Origin of the sequence: Rhizobium ruizarguesonis (assembly GCF_017357285.1) — a bacterium.
In the GTDB taxonomy this organism is placed as follows: Bacteria; Pseudomonadota; Alphaproteobacteria; order Rhizobiales; family Rhizobiaceae; genus Rhizobium; species Rhizobium ruizarguesonis.
The window spans coordinates 949889-969346 of record NZ_CP071678.1 but is presented as its reverse complement, the minus strand read 5'-3'; the positions used below and the strand labels follow the sequence as shown (position 1 = coordinate 969346).

Annotated in this window: 22 protein-coding genes and 1 pseudogene; 5 read left to right on the top strand and 18 right to left on the bottom strand. The window is 60.4% G+C overall.

What is annotated here, in order from left to right; translation table 11 throughout:
• Positions 1-67: 67 nt before the first annotated feature.
• From J3P73_RS04680 to J3P73_RS04670, 3 genes are all read right to left on the bottom strand, one after another.
• Entirely contained in the window at positions 68-1663 is a 1596-nt protein-coding gene (locus J3P73_RS04680) for an ABC transporter substrate-binding protein (RefSeq protein WP_130716766.1), read from the bottom strand.
• 339 nt (positions 1664-2002) lie between these two features.
• On the bottom strand, positions 2003-2485 hold the full coding sequence (gene rirA, locus J3P73_RS04675) for an iron-responsive transcriptional regulator RirA (RefSeq protein ID WP_003545647.1): 483 nt from the start codon (positions 2483-2485) through the stop codon (positions 2003-2005).
• A 345-nt stretch (positions 2486-2830) separates the two neighbouring features.
• On the bottom strand, positions 2831-4327 hold the full coding sequence (locus J3P73_RS04670; protein WP_018070268.1) for a CoA-acylating methylmalonate-semialdehyde dehydrogenase: 1497 nt from the start codon (positions 4325-4327) through the stop codon (positions 2831-2833).
• Positions 4328-4507: 180 nt separating this feature from the next.
• Between J3P73_RS04670 and J3P73_RS04665 the strand changes: the two genes are divergently transcribed.
• Positions 4508-4822, top strand: coding sequence for a putative quinol monooxygenase (locus J3P73_RS04665; RefSeq protein WP_130697251.1), 315 nt, complete (start codon positions 4508-4510; stop codon positions 4820-4822).
• Entirely contained in the window at positions 4819-5700 is an 882-nt protein-coding gene (locus J3P73_RS04660; RefSeq protein WP_130689373.1) for a LysR family transcriptional regulator, read from the top strand. The genes J3P73_RS04665 and J3P73_RS04660 overlap by 4 nt, the downstream gene beginning before the upstream one ends.
• On the opposite strand, the gene J3P73_RS04655 is transcribed toward J3P73_RS04660, so the two are convergent.
• The 3 genes and pseudogenes from J3P73_RS04655 to J3P73_RS04645 form a co-directional block, all read right to left on the bottom strand.
• Positions 5697-5864 (bottom strand): hypothetical protein, encoded by a 168-nt coding sequence (locus J3P73_RS04655; RefSeq protein ID WP_012756116.1) that lies wholly within the window; start codon positions 5862-5864, stop codon positions 5697-5699. The two genes, J3P73_RS04660 and J3P73_RS04655, sit on opposite strands and share 4 nt — an antisense overlap.
• Positions 5865-5908: 44 nt before the next feature.
• On the bottom strand, positions 5909-6346 hold the full coding sequence (locus tag J3P73_RS04650) for a DUF4174 domain-containing protein (RefSeq protein WP_130716764.1): 438 nt from the start codon (positions 6344-6346) through the stop codon (positions 5909-5911).
• A 212-nt stretch (positions 6347-6558) separates the two neighbouring features.
• A pseudogene (locus J3P73_RS04645) lies at positions 6559-7106 on the bottom strand (MobA/MobL family protein); the annotation flags it as partial.
• A 220-nt stretch (positions 7107-7326) separates the two neighbouring features.
• On the opposite strand from J3P73_RS04645, the gene J3P73_RS04640 reads away from it, so the two are divergent.
• Genes J3P73_RS04640 through traG form a run of 3 tightly spaced genes read left to right on the top strand, consistent with a single transcriptional unit; the run spans position 7327 to position 9747 of the window.
• Positions 7327-7614, top strand: coding sequence for a TraC family protein (locus J3P73_RS04640; RefSeq protein ID WP_130689371.1), 288 nt, complete (start codon positions 7327-7329; stop codon positions 7612-7614).
• Entirely contained in the window at positions 7604-7843 is a 240-nt protein-coding gene (locus tag J3P73_RS04635; RefSeq protein ID WP_130684886.1) for a conjugal transfer protein TraD, read from the top strand. The genes J3P73_RS04640 and J3P73_RS04635 overlap by 11 nt, the downstream gene beginning before the upstream one ends.
• Positions 7834-9747: a Ti-type conjugative transfer system protein TraG gene (traG, locus tag J3P73_RS04630; protein ID WP_130689369.1), complete on the top strand. Its 1914-nt coding sequence runs from the start codon at positions 7834-7836 to the stop codon at positions 9745-9747. The genes J3P73_RS04635 and traG overlap by 10 nt, the downstream gene beginning before the upstream one ends.
• Positions 9748-9857: 110 nt before the next feature.
• On the opposite strand, the gene virB11 is transcribed toward traG, so the two are convergent.
• From virB11 to J3P73_RS04570, 12 genes are read right to left on the bottom strand one after another with little or no spacing between them, the layout of a single operon-like run.
• On the bottom strand, positions 9858-10889 hold the full coding sequence (virB11, locus tag J3P73_RS04625) for a P-type DNA transfer ATPase VirB11 (RefSeq protein ID WP_130760527.1): 1032 nt from the start codon (positions 10887-10889) through the stop codon (positions 9858-9860).
• 8 nt (positions 10890-10897) lie between these two features.
• Positions 10898-12070, bottom strand: a complete 1173-nt coding sequence (virB10, locus tag J3P73_RS04620; RefSeq protein WP_130771133.1) for a type IV secretion system protein VirB10 — start codon at positions 12068-12070, stop codon at positions 10898-10900.
• Positions 12071-12079: 9 nt separating this feature from the next.
• Entirely contained in the window at positions 12080-12907 is an 828-nt protein-coding gene (gene virB9, locus J3P73_RS04615) for a P-type conjugative transfer protein VirB9 (RefSeq protein ID WP_425328903.1), read from the bottom strand.
• A gap of 26 nt (positions 12908-12933) precedes the next feature.
• Positions 12934-13605 (bottom strand): VirB8 family type IV secretion system protein, encoded by a 672-nt coding sequence (locus J3P73_RS04610; RefSeq protein WP_130666528.1) that lies wholly within the window; start codon positions 13603-13605, stop codon positions 12934-12936.
• Position 13606: 1 nt separating this feature from the next.
• On the bottom strand, positions 13607-13891 hold the full coding sequence (locus J3P73_RS04605; protein ID WP_130666527.1) for a hypothetical protein: 285 nt from the start codon (positions 13889-13891) through the stop codon (positions 13607-13609).
• Between the two features lie 52 nt (positions 13892-13943).
• A complete protein-coding gene (locus tag J3P73_RS04600) occupies positions 13944-14864 on the bottom strand; it encodes a TrbL/VirB6 family protein (RefSeq protein ID WP_130666526.1) in 921 nt (306 codons plus the stop codon).
• Positions 14865-14867: 3 nt separating this feature from the next.
• Positions 14868-15101 (bottom strand): EexN family lipoprotein, encoded by a 234-nt coding sequence (locus J3P73_RS04595; protein ID WP_130666525.1) that lies wholly within the window; start codon positions 15099-15101, stop codon positions 14868-14870.
• A complete protein-coding gene (virB5, locus tag J3P73_RS04590; protein WP_130666524.1) occupies positions 15098-15796 on the bottom strand; it encodes a P-type DNA transfer protein VirB5 in 699 nt (232 codons plus the stop codon). Before virB5 ends, J3P73_RS04595 begins: the two co-directional genes overlap by 4 nt.
• Positions 15796-18162, bottom strand: a complete 2367-nt coding sequence (locus J3P73_RS04585) for a VirB4 family type IV secretion/conjugal transfer ATPase (protein ID WP_130771131.1) — start codon at positions 18160-18162, stop codon at positions 15796-15798. The genes virB5 and J3P73_RS04585 overlap by 1 nt, the downstream gene beginning before the upstream one ends.
• On the bottom strand, positions 18155-18493 hold the full coding sequence (locus J3P73_RS04580; protein WP_130660253.1) for a VirB3 family type IV secretion system protein: 339 nt from the start codon (positions 18491-18493) through the stop codon (positions 18155-18157). Before J3P73_RS04580 ends, J3P73_RS04585 begins: the two co-directional genes overlap by 8 nt.
• Positions 18494-18498: 5 nt before the next feature.
• Positions 18499-18798, bottom strand: coding sequence for a TrbC/VirB2 family protein (locus J3P73_RS04575; protein WP_130666523.1), 300 nt, complete (start codon positions 18796-18798; stop codon positions 18499-18501).
• Positions 18795-19457: a lytic transglycosylase domain-containing protein gene (locus tag J3P73_RS04570; RefSeq protein ID WP_207579780.1), complete on the bottom strand. Its 663-nt coding sequence runs from the start codon at positions 19455-19457 to the stop codon at positions 18795-18797. The genes J3P73_RS04575 and J3P73_RS04570 overlap by 4 nt, the downstream gene beginning before the upstream one ends.
• Between the last annotated feature and the right edge of the window lies 1 nt (position 19458).

Here is a 19458-nt window from a genome sequence, read left to right as displayed (position 1 = left end):
CCGGCGGTCAGGGGAACCTGACCGCCGGCCGCACCCGGCGTTGACCGGGTAGTTTACAGATTTTTTATTATTCGGAAATGTCCACACCGTCGAAGCGGTGAATTCCGAGCGGATCCATGAAGAAGCCCGAGACCTTCTTGCTCATCGGAACGAAGACCAACGAGTGGTCGAGTGTATTCCAGGGAGCTTCCTTCTTGAAGATCAGCTGAGCCTGCTCATAGGCCTTCGTGCGCTCGGCGACGTCGGCCGTCAGCTTGGCCTTCGTCATCAGATCGTCGAATTCCTTGTTGCACCACTGAGCGCGGTTGTTGCCGCCGACAGCATCACAGCCAAGCAACGTATCCATGAAGTTGTCAGGGTCGCCGTTGTCGCCGGTCCAGCCAAGGATCACGGCACCGTCGCGTTTCTTGTCGGAGGAGAGCTTCAGATATTCGGCCCATTCATGGGTGACGATTTCCGCATCGACGCCGACCTTGGCCAAGTCGGCCTGCATCAATTCTGCGGCGCGGCGCGCGTTCAACATGTACGGACGCGAAACCGGCATCGCCCAGATCTTCATCTTCAGATCCTTGACGCCGGCATCTGCCAGCATCTTCTTCGACGCATCGGGATCGTACTTGTCGTCTACGACGGCATCGTTATAGGACCACATCGTCGGCGGGATCGGGTTCTTGGCAACGGCCGCGGCACCCTGGAAGACGGCGTCGACGATCGCCTGCTTGTTGATCGCCATGTTCAGCGCTTTGCGGACTTCGGCCTTGTCGAAGGGAGAAATCAAGGTGTTGTAGGCAAGATACGAAACGTTCAGGCCGGCCTGCTCGAGCACGGTCAGGTTCTCGTCCTTCTTGAGTTCGGAGACGTCGGCCGCATTCGGATAAGGAATGAGGTGGCATTCGCCAGCCTTCAGCTTCTGCGCGCGCACAGCAGCATCAGAGGTGATCGCGAAAACCAGATCGTCGATCTTTTCCTTGCCCTTGAAATAGGTTTCGTTCGCCTTGTAGCGGATGACGGCATCCGGCTGGTAGGCGACGAAGGTGAACGGGCCGGTGCCGAGCGGCTGCTGGTTCATCTGCGCCATCTTGCCGTCGGCAGCAAGCTTGTCGGCATATTCCTTGGAGACGATCGAGGCGAAGTCCATGGCGAGATCGGCGAGGAACGGCGCTTCGGGATGATTGAGGACAAACTTGACTGTGAGGTCATCGACCTTCTCGATCGACTTGATCAGCTCCGGGAAGCCCATGCCGGCGGCGTATTCGTAAGAGCCGCCCTCGACATACTTGTTCCACGGATTGTCAGCCTTAAGCTGACGCTCGAACGAGAAGATGACGTCGTCAGCATTGAAATCGCGCGTCGGCGTGAAGAAGTCGGTGGTCTGGTACTTGACGCCAGGATGAAGCTTGAAGGTGTATTCCGTGCCGTCGGCCGAAACGCTCCAGCTGTCGGCCAGGCCCGGCTCGATCTCAGTCCCGCCATGCTTGAATTCGACGAGGCGGCTATAGACCGTGCGCGACGACGCGTCGAAGGTCGTGCCTGCCGTATAGAGGCTCGGGTCGAAGCCTTCCGGCGAGCCCTCGGAGCAATAAACAAGGGTCTTGGACCAGGCCGACGTCGCCATGACGGAAATCAGGGCCGTCGCTGCCAGCAGGACAGAGATCTTTTTCATAATATTGTTTCCCGGTTGTTCTTTTTTGATGTTTGGAGACCGTAGATTGGCATCCCGGTCGACGCTCGATGGAACGATATTTATTTACTGAAAGCAACGGGCTACGCAGAAAATTTTTCCACCTGGACAATTTTAGAAATTTTCCGTCAAAAATCAGCCTCATTCGGAAATTTTCGCACAAAAAAGACCGAAATTTTGTCGCATTTGGTATAAAAACGCGCCCATCGCGACATGCCGACGGCATTTCCCCGTATGCCGGAGACCAACTAGACACCCACAAAAACAAAAACCGCGGTTGCAGGGGCAACCGCGGTTCAGAAGCATATTCTGCTCTTTAATTCAGGCGGCGGGGGCAACGATCGCGGGTTTGCGATATGCTGGCTCGCCGGTGATTCCGAGAAGGAAATTGATCTGCGGACGCGCCTTGACGAGGTCGTCGATGGAATATTCCGACAGCACGGCGAAGAAGGCGTTGAGCGCCTTGCGCAGCGCCGAATTCAGACCGCAACTGTCGACCAGCGGGCATTCGACCTCACCGTCATCCTCGAAGCATTCGGCCATGGCGAAGCTGTCTTCCGTCACCCGAACGACGTCGAAAAGACTAATGTCGGCGGCCGGTTTGCCCAAGCGCACGCCGCCGTTGCGACCGCGCACGGTTTCGACCAGACCCGCCTTGTTCAGCGGCTGAAGGATCTTGAAAAGAAAGAGCTCGGAAACGCCATAGGCCCTGGCGATTTCCGGAATCCGGCTCAAGTGCCCGTCGTTGGCAGCACAATACATCAACATGCGAACCGCATAGTTCGTCTGCTTCGTCAACCGCATGCCGATCTCCTGACTCGTGCCTGTTCAGACCTATATAGGCGGTTTGCTAGTTTTGAACAATTCCAAAATATGAAATTCGCATTCAGCTTATGAGGCCATTTGCCGCGACGTCAATCCCGCTCCAGGATCCCAACGTCATCGAGGATCGCCCGCCTGCGCTCGGGCGTACCTTGCACATCAGTTTGACCTCGGCACTGGGAAATAGGAGATGGCGAGCAGACCGCGCCCTTGTCTCAGGACATCCTCGACGCCGGAGCGATATCGCCGGCAATCAGCATGACGAGGAAAAATTCGGGAGCCAAATGGCCCCCGAATTACAGATTTCAGATCGGAATGTCGTGACGATCACTTCATCGTCGGCATGACGAATTCGGCGCCGCTCTTGATACCGGAGGGCCAGCGGGCGGTGACGGTCTTGGTCTTCGTCCAGAACTTGATCGAATCCGTGCCGTGCTGGTTGAGGTCGCCGAAGCTCGATGCCTTCCAGCCGCCGAAGGAGTGGTAGGCGAGCGGAACCGGGATCGGAACGTTGATGCCGATCATGCCGATATTGATGCGCGAGGCAAAATCGCGGGCGGCATCGCCGTCGCGGGTGTAGATCGCAACGCCGTTGCCGTATTCGTGCTTCATCGGCAACGACAGCGCTTCCTCATAGTTGTTGGCGCGAACGACGGAGAGCACAGGTCCGAAGATCTCGGTCTTGTAGATATCCATCTCCGGCGTGACGTGATCGAACAGGCAACCCCCAACGAAATAGCCGTCTTCATAGCCCTGGAGCTTGAAATCGCGGCCGTCGACGACGAGCTTGGCGCCTTCCTCGATGCCGCGGTCGATCAGGCCGCGAACACGGGTATAGGCTTCCTTGGTGACGAGCGGGCCCATGTCTGCCTTGTCGTCGGTATAGGGGCCGATGCGCAGAGATTCGATCTTCGGCGTCAGTTTCTCGACGAGGCGGTTGGCGGTCTCCTCGCCGACCGGAACGGCAACCGAGATCGCCATACAGCGCTCGCCAGCCGAACCGTAGCCTGCGCCCATCAGCGCGTTGACGGCCTGATCAAGGTCTGCATCCGGCATGATGATCATGTGGTTCTTGGCGCCGCCGAAGCACTGGGCGCGCTTGCCGTTCATCGCCGCGGTGCCATAGACGTAGCGGGCGATCGGCGTCGAGCCGACGAAGGAGACGGCGCCGATATCGGGATCGGTGAGGATCGCGTCGACGGCACCCTTGTCACCATTGACGACGTTGAGGATGCCGGCGGGCAGACCGGCCTCGATCATCAGTTCGGCGAGGCGTATCGGCAGGGAGGGATCACGCTCGGAGGGCTTCAGGATAAAGGCGTTGCCGCAGGCGATCGCCGGAGCAAACATCCACATCGGGATCATGCCGGGGAAATTGAAGGGGGTGATGCCGGCGCCGATGCCGACCGGCTGGCGGATCGAATACATGTCGATCGCAGGCCCGGCGCCCTCGGTGAACTCGCCTTTGGCGAGATGGGGAATGCCGCAGACGAATTCGCAGACTTCGAGGCCGCGAATGACGTCGCCCTTGGCATCCTCGATCGTCTTGCCGTGCTCCTTGGAGAGGATTTCGGCAAGCTCGTCCATGTGCTTGTTCAGGAGTTCGACGAACTTGAAGAAGACGCGGGCGCGGCGCTGCGGATTGGTGGCAGCCCATTTCGGCTGAGCAGCCTTGGCGTTTTCTACGGCGGCGCGCAGTTCCTCAACGCTTGCGAGTGCGACCGTCGCCTGCACTTCGCCCGTCGCCGGATTGTAGACGTTGCTCACGCGGCCGCTGGTGCCGGCAACCTGCTTGCCGCCGATGAAATGACCGATCTCACGCATGGGATGTTCCTCCTGTTTTTCGATGGCCGACAATCGCACTTCAATTTGCACAAATCAATGCGCTGATATAAGCAACCGTTGTGCGTAAATTATAGCCATACCATTGCATCAGGCGCTGTGGCTGCTTCCAAACTTGGCACCGCACGCCAACAAGTCAAACCCCAAGGGGAGGTCAAACCGATGAGCCGAAAACCCATCGTCAGAATGGCGGAGCTGGAGATCGATCCGGACACGCTTGAAACCTATCGCGCATTGCTCACGGAAGAAATCGAAGCATCCATAGCGCTGGAAGATGGCGTCCATTCCCTGAGCGCTGTTTCCATCAGAGACAACCCAAACCGGATCCGTATCCTTGAAGTCTATGCCGACCAAGAAGCATACGAGGCCCATCTGCGAACACCACATTTCCTTAAGTACAAGAACCAGACGGCGCACATGGTGACATCGCTGACCCTTATCGAGGTCGATCCGATCGCAATGCGTGCCAAGCTATGAACTGGGACGATGTTCGTATTTTCCTCGCCGTCGCCCGCACCGGGCAGATCCTTGCCGCCTCGAAGCGGCTGGGGCTCAATCACGCCACGCTCTCACGTCGGCTGACTTCGCTGGAAGAGGCGCTGAAGACGCGGCTTTTCATCCGTCGCACGAATGGCTGCGAGCTGACGGCCGAAGGCGAAGTGTTCCTGGCATCCGCAGAGCGGATGGAAACGGAAATGCTCGCAGCACAGGCCAGCCTCGGCCACACAGATACGGCAATTGCCGGGACTGTGCGCGTCGGCGCGCCCGACGGCTTCGGTGTTTCCTTTCTTGCGCCGCGCATGGGCAGGTTGATCGAGCGCCATCCGGAGCTGAAGATCCAGCTCGTACCGGTGCCGCGCTCTTTCTCGCTGTCGCAGCGCGAGGCGGATATCGCCATCACGCTGGAGCGACCCGAACAAGGCCGGCTCGTCTCCTCCAAGCTCACCGACTACACGCTCGGTCTCTATGCCTCACGCGACTACCTCGCCTCCCACGGCACGCCAAGCGATATCGAGGCGCTGAAGGCGCATCCGCGCATCGGTTACGTCGAAGACCTGATCTTCACCGCCTCGCTGAATTTCTCCGGCGAGGTCATGCGGAGCTGGGATGCCAGCTTCGAAATTTCGACGGCGATCGGGCAGACTGAAGCGGTACGATCAGGCGCCGGAATCGGCATCCTGCATGATTATATTGCCCGGCAGTATCCGGAACTTCAGCGCATCCTGCCCGAGGTTTCGATCCGCCGCGCCTACTGGACGACCTATCACGAAACGGCGCGCGACCTCATGCGCGTCAGGAGCGTTGCCGATTTTCTTCAGGAGCTCGTCAGCGCTGAACGGCACATCTTTTTTTAAGTCTCGAAAGTGTGTTTTGCCGGTTCGTCGTTCTCGTCAGGATTCGGAACCGGCGCCTCGTCGGGCAGCCTGTCCGGCTCCGGTTCCTTAATCGGAGGCACCGGCTTCCAGCCGGGCGCGGGCATCGGCGGCTGGTCGGGAATGGGTTCGTTGGGCACGGACATGACCGCCTCCCTTTCATGATCTTGGTTCTACACAACGTTCGGAGTTATTTGTCCGGCTTCAGCGATTCGGCAGCGCGCATCGGCATGCTGTCGATAATGGCGAAGAGCTCACCATTGGTGATCGGCTCGCTGAGCTTGAGCTTGACGGTGCCGTCCTTGCCGAGAAGGAAGGCGGCGAATTCGCCCACCTCCGGGGCCTCGAGATCGCGGCGGATCGCTTCGCCGTCGAGGCCATCAGCCGCACCGAACAACGGTCGAACGCCGGCGCCGGAAATCTTCAGCACCACCAGGTCGCGCTCATCGAGGGCCGAGCGATCGGCCAGCAGGTGATTTTCCTGGTGGGCGGCGCGAGAATTATCCCTGTCGGCGAAAACCACGAAGACGCGGTTCCTCCACTGGAACTGGGCGAGGCTTTCGACCGGCGCATAAGCGCTGTTTGTCTCGTCGATCTTCGTCGCACCGTAGAGAAGGGTTTTCGACATGCGTATTCTCCCGTTAACATGCAGAACGACCCGGTGCGGCATGGGTTCCATCGAAACTTCAGGAACCGAACTTTTGGTCTCGCGTCCCAAATTCATCAGTTCGTTTGGCACTACGGAGGCTTTCGTGAGCGTGGAATTCTCCTTCAACGATTGCCAGGTGACGCCTGGACTCACTAGAGGGGTTGGCTTGTCGGTATCAGGTCGGCGCCGTTCTTGCCGTTCGGACGATCAGGGGTGACGATCCGCAAGGGAGCGCCGCCTTCGCTGGTGACCCACCTTCTTGCGTCCAAACCCCTCCTCCGTCAGTGGTCTTTGCGTGGTCATCAGATGGATATGCGGATTACCGTCTTTGTCGTGATAGACCCAATCCGCGACCATTCCCTTCGAAGTGAGATTGTCACGCACGAACTCCCGCACCAGCGCGATGTTCTCGGCCCGCGTCAGTTCCTCCGGCAGCGCGATGATAAGCTCACGCGCCAGCTGCGCGTCTGCCCGTTTCTCAAAGGCGTCGACCGCATTCCACAGCACTTCGCTGGCGCCGGCAACGGAACGACCGTCGATCGCCGTCCGCAGTCAGGTCGGCATATAGTCCGGCAGAGCCAGTTCCTCATGGACGAGTTCGGAGGCCCCGCCCCTGTAGCTGAAGGACGTACCGGCCTGTTCGTCCATCATCCGGGCGCGATGACGATAGGCGGCGGCCGAGACGATGCTCCGTCCAGCCCCCGCTGATCAACTGCGCTCTGACGAACATGATCGCCACTGCCGTCTCCAGATCATCCGAACACATCGCGATAGCGACGTATATTGCGCCGTCAAACCGATCGGACCGCAGGGCCGATGCCGCTTTTCCGGAAGACGGCCATCGGCCGAAATTCCGTCTCAACGTTTTGGGCTTCTGCAAAATGGCGCATTTTACTATCGTTTTTTAGTTAGTATAATCGTCGTCGTTGCGACCGCACCAAATAGGGAAGGAAATAGAAATGGCTGTAAAATCATCGATTTCTGATCTCGATGCGCAGATGGAGAAGCTGCGAGAACGTCGGCGACTTCTGATAGTCAAATCGGCCGAGCGGTTTGCCCGCGCGGCGACGAAGTCCGGGCTGGCGGAAATGGAGATCGCCGACGAGGAGGTCGAGCGGATCTTCGAAGAGATCGCCGCGCGATTTCGCAAAGAGGAGAAGAAAGGGGCTAGTGCCGCATCTCCTCAAACGCGTCGACCAGCAGTTGGTGGCGCTGGATCGACGTCGGAGGTTTCACATGACGGCTGACCGCAAGAAAGAAGCACGCGAGAAATTCCTGCTCGGCGGCATCGTCATGAAGGCTGGCCTGTCGACGGCCGACCGGGCTTTTCTGCTCGGTGGCCTCATCGAATTGGCGAGGGTGATAGCGGGATCGGCCGAACATAAGCGGTTGCGCGATATCGGCAAAGAGGCGTTCAGGGCCCCTTCGCTCGATCCTTCTTCGCCGCGCGTCGAGGAGAACGCCGCATGGCGCTGAAGAGTCGATTGCATCCGAGCCTGCTGCTGGTCTTCGTGCCGGTCGTCGTCACGGCCGTCACCGCCTACGTCGTCGGTTGGCGATGGACGGGACTGGCCCACGGCCTATCCGGCAAGACCGAATATTGGTTCCTGCGAGTAGCCCCCGTGCCGGCGCTGCTGTTCGGGCCACTCGCCGGACTTCTGACCGTCTGGGCGTTGCCGCTGCATCGCCGGCGGCCGATCACCGTGGCCAGCCTCTTGTGCTTTCTTGTCGTCGCAGGGTTATACGCGTTGCGCGAATATGGACGCCTCGTCCCATCGGTGGAGCGCGGCATCGTTACCTGGGACCATGCGCTTTCCTACGTGGATTTCATTGCCGTCATCGGCGCCCTGGCGGGCTTTATGGCCGTGGCGGTCGGTGCCCGGATCTCCGTCGTCGTGCCCGAGGCGGTCAAACGGGCAAGGGGCGGAACCTTCGGCGATGCAGATTGGCTCTCAATGTCGGCGGCGGCAAAGCTCTTTCCACCCGACGGTGAGATCGTCGTCGGCGAGCGCTACCGCGTCGACAAGGAAACCGTCCACCAAGTGCCCTTCGATCCGAAGGATCGCAGCACGTGGGGACAGGGCGGCAAGGCGCCACTCCTCACCTACAGCCAAGACTTCGATTCCACCCATATGCTCTTCTTTGCCGGATCGGGTGGATACAAGACGACCAGCAACGTCCTGCCGACCGCACTGCGTTATACCGGCCCTTTGATCTGCCTCGATCCTTCCACCGAGGTCGCGCCGATGGTGGTCGAGCATCGCACCCGCGTTCTCGAACGCGAGGTCATGGTGCTCGATCCGGCCAACCCGATCATGGGCTTGAATGTCCTCGACGGAATCGAGCATTCGAAGCGAAAGGAGGAGGACATCGTCGGCATCGCCCACATGCTTCTATCCGAAAGCCTGCGTTTTGAATCCTCGACCGGCTCCTACTTCCAGAACCAGGCGCACAATCTCCTGACCGGACTGCTCGCCCATGTCATGCTGTCGCCGGAATATGCCGGCCGTCGGAACCTGCGCAGCCTGCGCCAGATCGTTTCCGAGCCGGAACCCTCTGTGCTCGCAATGCTGCGCGACATTCAGGAACACTCGGAAACTGTCTTTATTCGCGAAACGCTCGGTGTCTTCACCAACATGACCGAGCAAACCTTTTCTGGTGTCTATTCGACGGCGTCGAAGGATACGCAATGGCTCTCATTGGATAGTTACGCCGCGCTCGTCTGCGGCAACGCCTTCAGGTCGAGCGATATCGTCACCGGCAAGACGGACGTATTCCTCAATATCCCGGCGTCGATCCTGCGCTCCTATCCCGGCATCGGGCGTGTCATCATCGGCTCTCTGATCAACGCCATGGTCCAGGCCGATGGCGGCTTCAGCCGCCGAGCGCTTTTCATGCTCGATGAGGTCGACCTACTCGGCTACATGCGGGTGCTGGAAGAGGCGCGCGATCGCGGTCGCAAGTACGGGATCAGCATGATGCTGCTCTATCAATCGGTCGGGCAGCTGGAGCGGCACTTCGGCAAGGATGGCGCGACGTCATGGATCGATGGCTGCGCTTTCGCCTCCTACGCCGCAATCAAGGCGCTCGATACGGCGCGCAATGTTTCTGCCCAATGCGGGGAGATGACCGTCGAGGTTCAGGGGCGGTCGCGCAACATCGGCTGGGACACGAAAGGCGGCGGCACGCGCAAATCCGAGAGCGTCAATTTCCAGCGCCGGCCGCTGATCATGCCGCACGAAATCACCCAGTCGATGCGCAAGGACGAGCAGATCATCATCGTTCAAGGCCATAGCCCGATCCGCTGCGGCCGGGCGATCTATTTCCGACGGAAGGATATGGACGCACAAGCAAAGGCTAATCGCTTCGTGCGGACTTGACGATCTCACACGTCGCAAGGCTATCTTTCGGAAGCGTGCCGGCTCCTATTGGAAAGCTAGGATCGAAGCCTTGCTTGAGGAAGATCATACCTATCGCGAGGTTAAAGAGCTTAAGCCTTCTCCCCTTGATGAGAACCGGGTGGACCGATCGCTGCGGCCCGAAAATAGATCTCGGTCACCCGAAACCGACCATCGATGCGTTTGCACTGGACGATGACGTCGATCGCGATCTTCAGCATCTCGCGTATGTCGGTTCGCTCCAGGTCCCGCCCGCCTTCGGATTCCTTCACCAGCAGTGTCAGTTGTTCGAAGGCAAGCCTGGCCGAGTCGGCGTGGACGGTGGTGATCGAGCCCGGATGACCTGAGTTCACATTGCGAATGTAGTAGAACGCGGTGCCGTCGCGCAGCTCCTGCAGAAGAATGCGATCCGGTCGCATGCGTAGGCAGGATTCGAGCAGATCTTTTGCCCCGACTTTTGCCAGCCCTTGACCCCCCTTGGAGTAGAAGAGGCGGACATGGTTCGGCTGCGGGATGACGAGCTCGGGCGTGTCTTCGATGGAGATGATGCGTTCGCTGGAAGGAATATGGCGGATCAACGCCTTCGAAAGCGTCGTCTTGCCGGATCCTGTCGCCCCGGAGATGATGATGTTCTTGCGCGCATGGACAGCCTCTCGAAGAAATGCCTGGTATGACCCGGTTCGATGGAGGTCTAGGAGCGTACGGTCGATTGCAGAGACGTCCGCCTCTTCCCTTGCCACCTCGGCGAACAAGCCGCCTTGATCAAGATCGTTCAGGCTCAGAGACACCGACGACGGCTTTCTGATCGTGATGCTGACGGTTCCCTTTGTCGTCGCCGGCGGGATGACGATCTGGATCCGCTCGTCGCCCGGCAGCGTGGCCGAGAGGATGGGCCGGGTTTCGTCGATTGCCTGGTTGGAATAGCTGGCGACAGCCCGCGCGAGACGCATCAGCTTGTCGAACGACAGCTCCGGCAGATCGTGGGTTTGCCACCCGGCCGTGCCCTCGGTGACCACCTGAGTTGGCCAGTTGATGATGATCTCATAGAGAGACTTGTCACTCAGAAAGGGCGACAGCGGTACTAGCAGCTCGCGCACGACGCCGGAGTCGGCTCCCTCCTTCATGAGTGGGCCTATTTCGTGACCAGGGTCGAGGCTTGACGGAAGTCGCCAAGAACCGCCCGATCGTAGATGCGGTTGCGCGGTTCGGTCACGCGAAGCCGATAGACGCTAGAGAAATCGAGATCACGCGCCACGAAGATCGAGACCAACTCTCCTTGATGTTTCAACAGGGTCGGCGGAATATTGATCGACTGCTCGACGGCGATGGTCGCCGCCTGCTTTCCGGCACTCGTCGTGTTGTCTGCCTCGACATCGCTATCCTGCAGCTGGCTGTTGGCATAGGAGCTCGCATCGCCGACGATCGACAACAGGATCGCGCTGCCGAAACGCTCCCACCAATGGGTATCGACGTAACCGTCGACACCGGCACGCCCAAGGGCATCGGTTGCCGGTGACGCCAGGGTGATGATCACGCCAGTCGGTGTCTTTGCGCGGTTCCAGAGCACAAACAGGCGTTTCTGGCCGCGGCGAAGGCCGCCACGATATTCGCCGACGACCTGCGTGCCCTTGTCCATCAGCACGACGCGGCCGTTGTCCGACAGGACGTCGCGGTTGATGACACAGCTGGTGAAGCCGGGTTGGTCGGAGGACAGCGCCGTCTCCAGGACGCATGGAATGGAGGTCCCCATGGCGACGATGAAGTCGCGATTTCCAAGAGTTCCTGCACGCGAGCCCTGCAGCTGTGTCGGCGCCAGCATGCGATTGAAGCGCTGGTCCTCGTTTTCCGCCTCGGCACTGAGGCCGCCCGGCCTGTTTGCGAGCGGAACATAATTCGACGCGACATCGACGCTGGCATTCTGGTCTCGAGCATGAGGCTGGCGGGACTTTTCACCACCATAGGCGATGACCGGCGCGCGGCGGGCAGCGTCGAGAAGCTTCTCATCCTCGCCCGCCTGCTCGGGCAGTCCGGGCGTCGGCAGGATGGTTTCCGGCGGCGTGGCGACCGGTTGGGCCGGCTCCTTCGCCGGCTCGAAATCCGATGTCTGACGGATGACGACGCGTTCTGGCTGGACCCCGTCGGCTGGCTTCTCCTGGCCGCGCATCGACCAGAGCGCAAAGCCGACGAAGGCGATGATTGCCAGCGCCACCGCGCCACGTCTCACCGTCGGATTGTTGTCGAGACCGCGGCGGGTCGTCGTCTCGGCGCGCTCACCCGGAATGTGGGTGCTGTCTTCCCCGGCCATGACGTCCTCCTATTGTCCTGTCGCAGCCTGCGTCTTCACGACGCGCTCGACTGAGGGTGAGGTGGTGTTCGTATCGGGATTGATGCCGATACGATCATAGGCCTCGTTGAAGACGCAGAGGACGTCGCCTCCCCTGCGCAGGATAAACTTGCGGCTGATCGCGTGCACGAGCACCAGGTTGTTCTCGACGGACTTCGGCACCAGGCTCTCGCTGCCGTCGGAATTTTCCATGTAGATCGCCGGCATTTCCTGGTTGCCGGCAAAGACGAAGGTGGTGACCTTGCCGTTGTCGTAGACTGCCTGCGGTTCAAGTGACGCTGACCCTTGCGCCGAATAGCGCCAGTTGCGCGGCCCATAGGCTTCGTGAAGAGCAAGAACCTTGTCCGCTTCGCCGGCCTGGGCCGCCTGCGCACGAGCAGCGGCATCGAGCCTCCGGCGTTCGGCTTCGTCGGCAGGATAGCGATACTTCACATAGAAGTAGGTGTTCTGCCCGGCCTCGACGGTGCCGTCGCGAACCGTGAGTTCCATCTGATAGCTGCGTGTGGAGCCGTCCCGCCTGGTCGTGACGACCGAGATGTTGGTTACGGGCTGGTTTTCGCGGGGTTTCAGGAACAGGATATTGCCGGCAGGAGCCACTTCCCATGCGACGCTATTGCCGAGCGCGACGTGGGCAATTTCCTCATCGGCGGCAAACTCGATCTGCACCGAGGACCGCAAGGTGCCGACGATCTTCGTGATGTTATAAGGCTGGTAGTCGATGAAGCGGACGCGGGTATCCTGCGATGCACCGCGCGGAATATCGAGTGCGTACGCCGTCGTGGAGAGGCCGGCGACCATGGCCAGGGCGATCAGGACACTCTGCTTCAATTGATGGCCTCCGGATCGGCGCGATATTCGCTGACGGCGAAACCAAGCGGATTGGTCAGCCGGTCGGTCGAGGACATCGGCGCGTTGACATAGGAAAAGGTGAGCGTTGCCACCCAGTGGGTGGTCCTGACGTCGTCACCGCGGGTGACGGTCCTGGTATAGCGCACCGATACGACATTGGCGTTGATCAGGGAGATCGAGACGACGTTGATCCGCGACGTTGCACCGCGACCGTAGATATTCTGCGGAGAGTCCGGATTACCGCCCCGATAGATCGCCGCAAAACGCGTCTGCTCCGGCTGGGTCGACAGCAGGGCGACGGTGCGAAAATTCTCCTCGGCTTCGCTCCAGACGTAGGCTTCCCGCGCACGCACATATTTGGCCGCAAAATACTTGGTCACCGCCTCGTCATAGCTGCCGGCGGTCGAGGTCAGCGCCGAGACGACGTCGACGATGCCGGTCGAATTGTCGACCCGAACGACGAAAGGTTCGACCGTTTTCAAAGGCGTGAGGCCGGCAACGGCGACGATCGAGGCGGCGGCAAGCACGCTCGCGGCGATCGCGATGAACCAGGCGATGCGCGCCGACCGTTCCACCTGGACCAGCCGATCCTGATCGAAGCGGCGCGCTCTTTCGAAATAGCCCTTCATACTGTCCGTATTCACCATCTCACCCCTCCTGGCACGGCCGATAGGAACCCACGGCATCGAAATGCGAAAAGGCGGCCGGCTCCTCCGCCAACGGCTCTTCGCCATAGGAAGACACATGGCCGGTCGCCGTCGGCTGGACAGCGTCGGAACCGTCCTGCCCGGTGGGCTTGTTGTCCTCCCATTGCCACATGGAGCGGTTGAGCGGCCGGCGCGAATAGCCGTCGCATTTGGGCAAAGGGTGGGACATCGAAGCACAACCGGTGAGGTCCATGGCAAGGAGAAGCGAGACGATGATGCGGATCATTTGAACGCAAACCTCCGAAACGTTTTTCGTGGAGAAGGCATCGTCCGGCCCCTCAAGTTCTGAGGCGGCGGCTGACGAAACGGGCGCCTCGCCCAACCGCTCTGGTGCCATGCGAGGCGGCCCAGGCAAGCGTGCTTTCATGGGCGTCTCGGCTGGCACTATAGCCGTAGGTCAGCGATGCTCCGCCCGCCGCAAGGGCGGAGGCAATGCCGGGCAGCTGGTAGAAGACGTAAAGGGCGGCGAGGCAGATGGCGCAAAGAGCGACCGGACGCATCATGACGTCGGTATAGCTTTCGATTGCCGTGAAGGTCGTGTCGATACAGCTGATCAGCAATGAACCGATCGCAACGACCAGGACCTGGAGAATGACGAAATTGGCGAGCTGACCGATCCAGGATTCGGTGAAACGACGGGTGGACTGGAACATCGCGAGCGCGACGAAGATCGGGCCGATCGCCAGCACGATAGCGAGCGCCAGCCGGGCATAGAGCGAGACGATATAGCCGATCGCCGCCACGGTGAAGCTCGCGCCGATGGCCATCATTCCGCCAATGCCGGTGACGATGTCGGCGGGCCAAGTCGCCCGCGCCCAGATTTCGCGCGCGCATTCCTGGCCCTTGTCGAGGAGGCTGTCGAAGGTGGAAGCGCTGGGTGCCGTCCCCGAGTTCAACGCCTGCGAGATCTCGCGCGGCAGCGTCTCGAAGAAGATGTTGGTGACGTAGGTCTGATAGTCGCTGGCGTTGCGCACCAGCATGACGATGATGGCAAGCTTCATCGCCCGGAACGCGAATTCGAGAATGGGCTCCTGGACCGAGCCCCGCAGGACAAGGTAGCCATAGAGCACGACGTAGAGCGTCAGCGCCGCGGTGAGCGGGCCGCCGATCCAGCTGGCGATGTTCGAGGTGCCCGACGAGATGAAATTTTCCAGCGGTGCCTTGAACTGGCCGTCGACGAAGCTGAAGACCTGGTACATCACTCAGCCTCCTGGCGATTTACGCGGGAGATGAAGCCGAACCCGCCAGTCCGCCGCCTCGGCGTTTTGGCAATTGGGCGTCTGACGCAAGGCGCCGGGGTTGTTGCGGCATTCACTTGTGATCTTCGCCAGCAGGACCTCATCAGCCATCAGCTCGTCGACAGTGTAGATCCTGTCTTCCTCGCCGAAGCAGCCAGAAAGGGTGAGCATGACAATGCCAAGCAGGAGATGTTTCATTTGAGGGCCTCTCCCATGGCATCGAGGCGCTTGCGCCAATCCTCGGCCTTGCGCTGGTCGTCGACCTGAACCTCAGCCTGCTGGACCATCTGCAGGGCCTGCATGCGCAGCACGTCGGTTTGCAGAAAGGCGGTTTCGGCCTGCAGCCGTGCTTGAAGATCGGCGATATCCTTGGCATCTGCGGCACCCGAGATCTGCTGGCGCAGCTGATCGATGCCGTCAATGCGCTTGGTGGCGGCATCGTAGATCTGCTGGCCGAGGCTCATCTGGCCGGCATTCTGGTTCTGGGCGCGGGCCAGTTCCTGCGCATAGAAATCATTGGCGTTGGTGCGATAGGTCGAATTCTGTTCGAGGAATTTCGAGGCGGAATTGCCGAAGACACCGGTGCCCGCTCCCTTGAGCAACCCTTCGATGTCTTTGAAATCCTGCGGCAATGCCTTGCGGATTGAAGGGTCGTTCAGCACACCGGCGATATCGGCCATGTTGGTGATCTTGTTCAGCGATGCGTAAAGCTGCTGGGCCTGTTGGACCTGTTGATTGAGCGTGTCGAGCTGGGATTTAAGCTGGGTGATGCTCTCGATCTGCTTGGCGATCGCCGTCTCATCGATGACCGGAATGCCCTGTGCGAATGCCGTTCCTGCGGGCGACAGCGCAGCCATCATCGCCAGCGCAAACTCTATTCTGACCCTTTCCATCAATCCGTTCTCCTTCTTTGCTGAAACACCGGTAGCCAATCTTCGAGCCGATCGCCGACCTCCGCCCGGATCGCCTCGGCCAATTCGACGCTGGCGGTGCGGCCGGAGAGAATGTCGAGCTCGTCGTCGAAACCCCTGAGGTTCAGTTCGGCAACGACGCTGTTGTGCCCCTGTTTGACGATGAAGCGGCGGCTCTCCACCGGAAGCTCGCGGGAGAGAAGCTCGAACTCGCGCTCCGTCAGTTTGAACCCGTCGACATAATCGGCATGATCGCCGCGCGGATTGGGTAGGAAGATCTGCGTGGGGCACTGCTCGATGATCGTATGGGCGATCGGCGAGACGATCGCATCGCGCGGGCTTTGGGTCGCAAACAACATCAGCCCGTTCTGCTTGCGGATCGTTTTCAGCTTGTTCTGGGCGAGATCGCGAAAGCCTTCGTCCTGCAGGGCCTTCCAGAACTCGTCGATGACGATGATGATGCGGCGCCCATCGATCAACTGCTCGATGCGGAAGAACAGGTAGGCCATCAGCGGAGCGCGAATTTCCTCGTTGTCGAGGAAGTCGGTCATGTCGTAGCCGATGAACTTGGCACCGATCCCGATGTCGTCGGTCTCGTTGTCGAACACCCAGCCGAGCGGCCCTCCCCTTTCCCACCGCCTGAGCCGCGAGGCGATGCCTTCGGGGTCGGTGTTGTTGAGGAAGGTGCGCAAGGCGCCGATCGAGCGTCTTTCGACCGGAAGGTCGGCCAGGCCATCGATGGCCGAGGCGATGTCGCGCAGCTCCAACACGGTCAGCTCGCGCTTCGCCGACCCGACCAGCTGGCCGATCCAGCGGGCGAGGAACACCTTGTTCTCCGCGGTTGGTTCAAGCGCCTTCAACGGCGCGCAGCCGGTGGCAACACCGTTTCGAAGCGGCAGGTAAGTGCCGCCCGCAGCCCGGACGAACAGGTCGGCTCCCCGATCCTTGTCGAAGAAGACCATGTGGGGATCGTGTTTTTCGAGCTGGGAGAGCATGAAGTTCAACAGCACCGTCTTGCCGGTGCCCGACGGGCCGCAGACGAAGGTGTTGCCAAGGTCGCTGTGGTGGAAATTGAAATAGAAAGGCGAGCCGGAGGCAGTCTTCAGCATGGCGACGGCCGGTCCCCATTCATTTCCGTCCTTCTTGCCTGTGGGATAGGAATGATAGGGGGCGAGTGCCGCGAAATTTCGCGAGGTGATGGCGCCCGATCTTGCGCGATAGCGGAAATTGCCCGGCACCTGCCCCCACCAGGCCGCCTCGAGCCCGAGATCCTCGCGGGCGACGACCGCGCCGCCGTTGGTGACGAACGCCCGTGCTTTCGCCATATGATCGGTCAGCTCCTTCACCGAAGGCGCAAAGACCGACAGCGCCAGATGGTGCTCACCAAGCACAAAGCGGTTCGATTCCAGGTCGTCCATGGCATCGCCCAGTTCTTCTATCTGCGACGCCGCCTTGTCGCCGGCGCTCACCATCTGGTTCTGTTTGCGTCCCATGATCGTGCGCGCATCGGCTTTCGAGACGAAGGAGAAAGACTGCGTCAGGATGAGCTCGAACGGCGCCTTCAAAATGCCGTCGAGCATGCCGCTACGGGTGGTCGCCGGATATTCCTTGAACCCGAATATGCCGGCATAGCGACTTTCGGCCTCATGGCGGATCTCGATGGTCTCGCGCCCGAAGATCACCCGATCCGAATAGATCGCCGAGGAGATCCTGCCCCCCGTCAGTGGAATGCGCTCCCGCCGGCCGCCGACGATCTGATGCAGGACCTCGCTCGGTTCGGAAAAGAGGATGCCGTCTTGCTCGTAGAGGGAGAGCACCCGAGGCTCGAAGCGTTTCAGCCCTGCGGTCACGTCCGATACTTTGTCCTGCAGGTGCTTCAGGGCATCCTCGTCGACTTCGACGCCGGTGCGGCGCGCCTTGCGCAGGCGTGAAAGAAGGTTGGCCGCTTTTTCGGCGGGGCCCCGGCCCGGTTGCCAGACAAGCGAGAGGTACAGATCGTTTCGAAACAGATCCTCTGCGATCATGCGGTCGCGGTATCTTGCATTCAGCCCCTGCGAAAAACGATTGGCGAACTCTCCGTCCGGATAGTCGTTGTCGCGGCGGCGAATGACATGTGTCCAGAGCGCCAGGCGCTCGTCGGCGATGTTGCGGTAGAGCGTATTGAGGTCGCGGTGCAGACTGTTGAGATCCAGGACATCGGCGGTCTCGAAGGATATACCATCGAGCGCGAGCATCATCATCAGCGCCCTGGATTCGAGCGCGATCGTTGTCTCGTCGACGTGACGGACGTGCGGAATGAAGGTTTCCGGCCCGAGTTCACGCAAGCGAAGCGTTGCGATGCTAGGCAAGGCTCAAATCCCTTTCGTCATAGCGCCGGATGAGGATCAAGGGTGAGAGTGTGGCCCCACCCCAATAGGCGGCGTTACGCGACCGGCCGCGCGTCTCGATCCAGGCGATCAGGATCCGGAACATGTTATGGTCGTGTTTGACGAGCGTGCGGAATATGAAGTGGAAGACCACGCCGACCAGCGCGTAGGCGATTGATCCCGCGGTGATGTAGAGGATCGTCGTCAGCATGACGTTCACGCCCATCGCCTCCATCGTCACGCCGGCGATCATCGCCGGGCGGGTGCAGGCAAGGAACAGGATATCTTCCTCGATCGCGGCGGTGATCGGCATGATGATCAGCTTCCAACGATCGTATTGACGAGTTCCGTCGCGCCGAAAATCCCGCCGATGCCGATGATCCAGAAGCCGGCGCGGCGAAGATCCATGTAGCCGAACATCCAGGCAATGCAGATGATGATGACGGCGATGACCGCGAGCAGCCGGGCGATGTTGCCGGTCAGCATGTCGACGATGTTCTGCAGGACGGTTTCGATCCCGGCTGCCTGGGCGAAAGCCGGCTCCACCAGGCAGGCGACGATGGCTGCTGCCATCAGGAGAGAGGCCGCGACAGGGCGAAGGTTTATTTTTGAGATCATTCACTTTGCTCCGATTGATCATTCTGAAACACGAGAACCTTGGATGACCGCCGGGCGTTGAAGACGTCCCACGATGCGGCTTCAGCGGATTGCGGAAGGAACTGTTCGGCCGGGGATGTCTCCCGGCTGGCTGGCCGGTCCGCGCGAGGGGCATCTTCACGAGGCTCGGCGATAGCGAGAGACGCCAGGTCGGAAGGCAGGCGGACCATTTCCTGGCGGACCTGCTCGTCATATTTGATCATTTCGCCAACAGACGGATCGTCACGCCCGTAGTAGGACTGAAGCATGACGCTCTCGGCTTGCCTCGCGTCAGCGCCGGAGCCCAAGGCCAGGCGATAATAGCCGTCGAGCAGGGTGGCCGTGGCCTTGAGGTTCAGGCAGGGATCGAACGCATCCGAAATCGAAAGCTTGAGCCGGCGCAACTCCGCCTCGCCAATGCCGCCGAGGCCGATCTGGATGTCCTGCCGATCGGCAACAAGGGATGTCGCCAGTTCGATCGCTTCGGCCTTCGACGCGGGTTGGCGCTCGAGCGACGGGCCGCTGTTGATCCGAATGGCGAAGGGGCTGAAACCACTCTCGAGACTGATGACGGCGGCGAGCGTCCTGACGTCCACCATGGGTGCGCAGTGCTGGGCGAGGTCCATGAAAACGACGGCCATC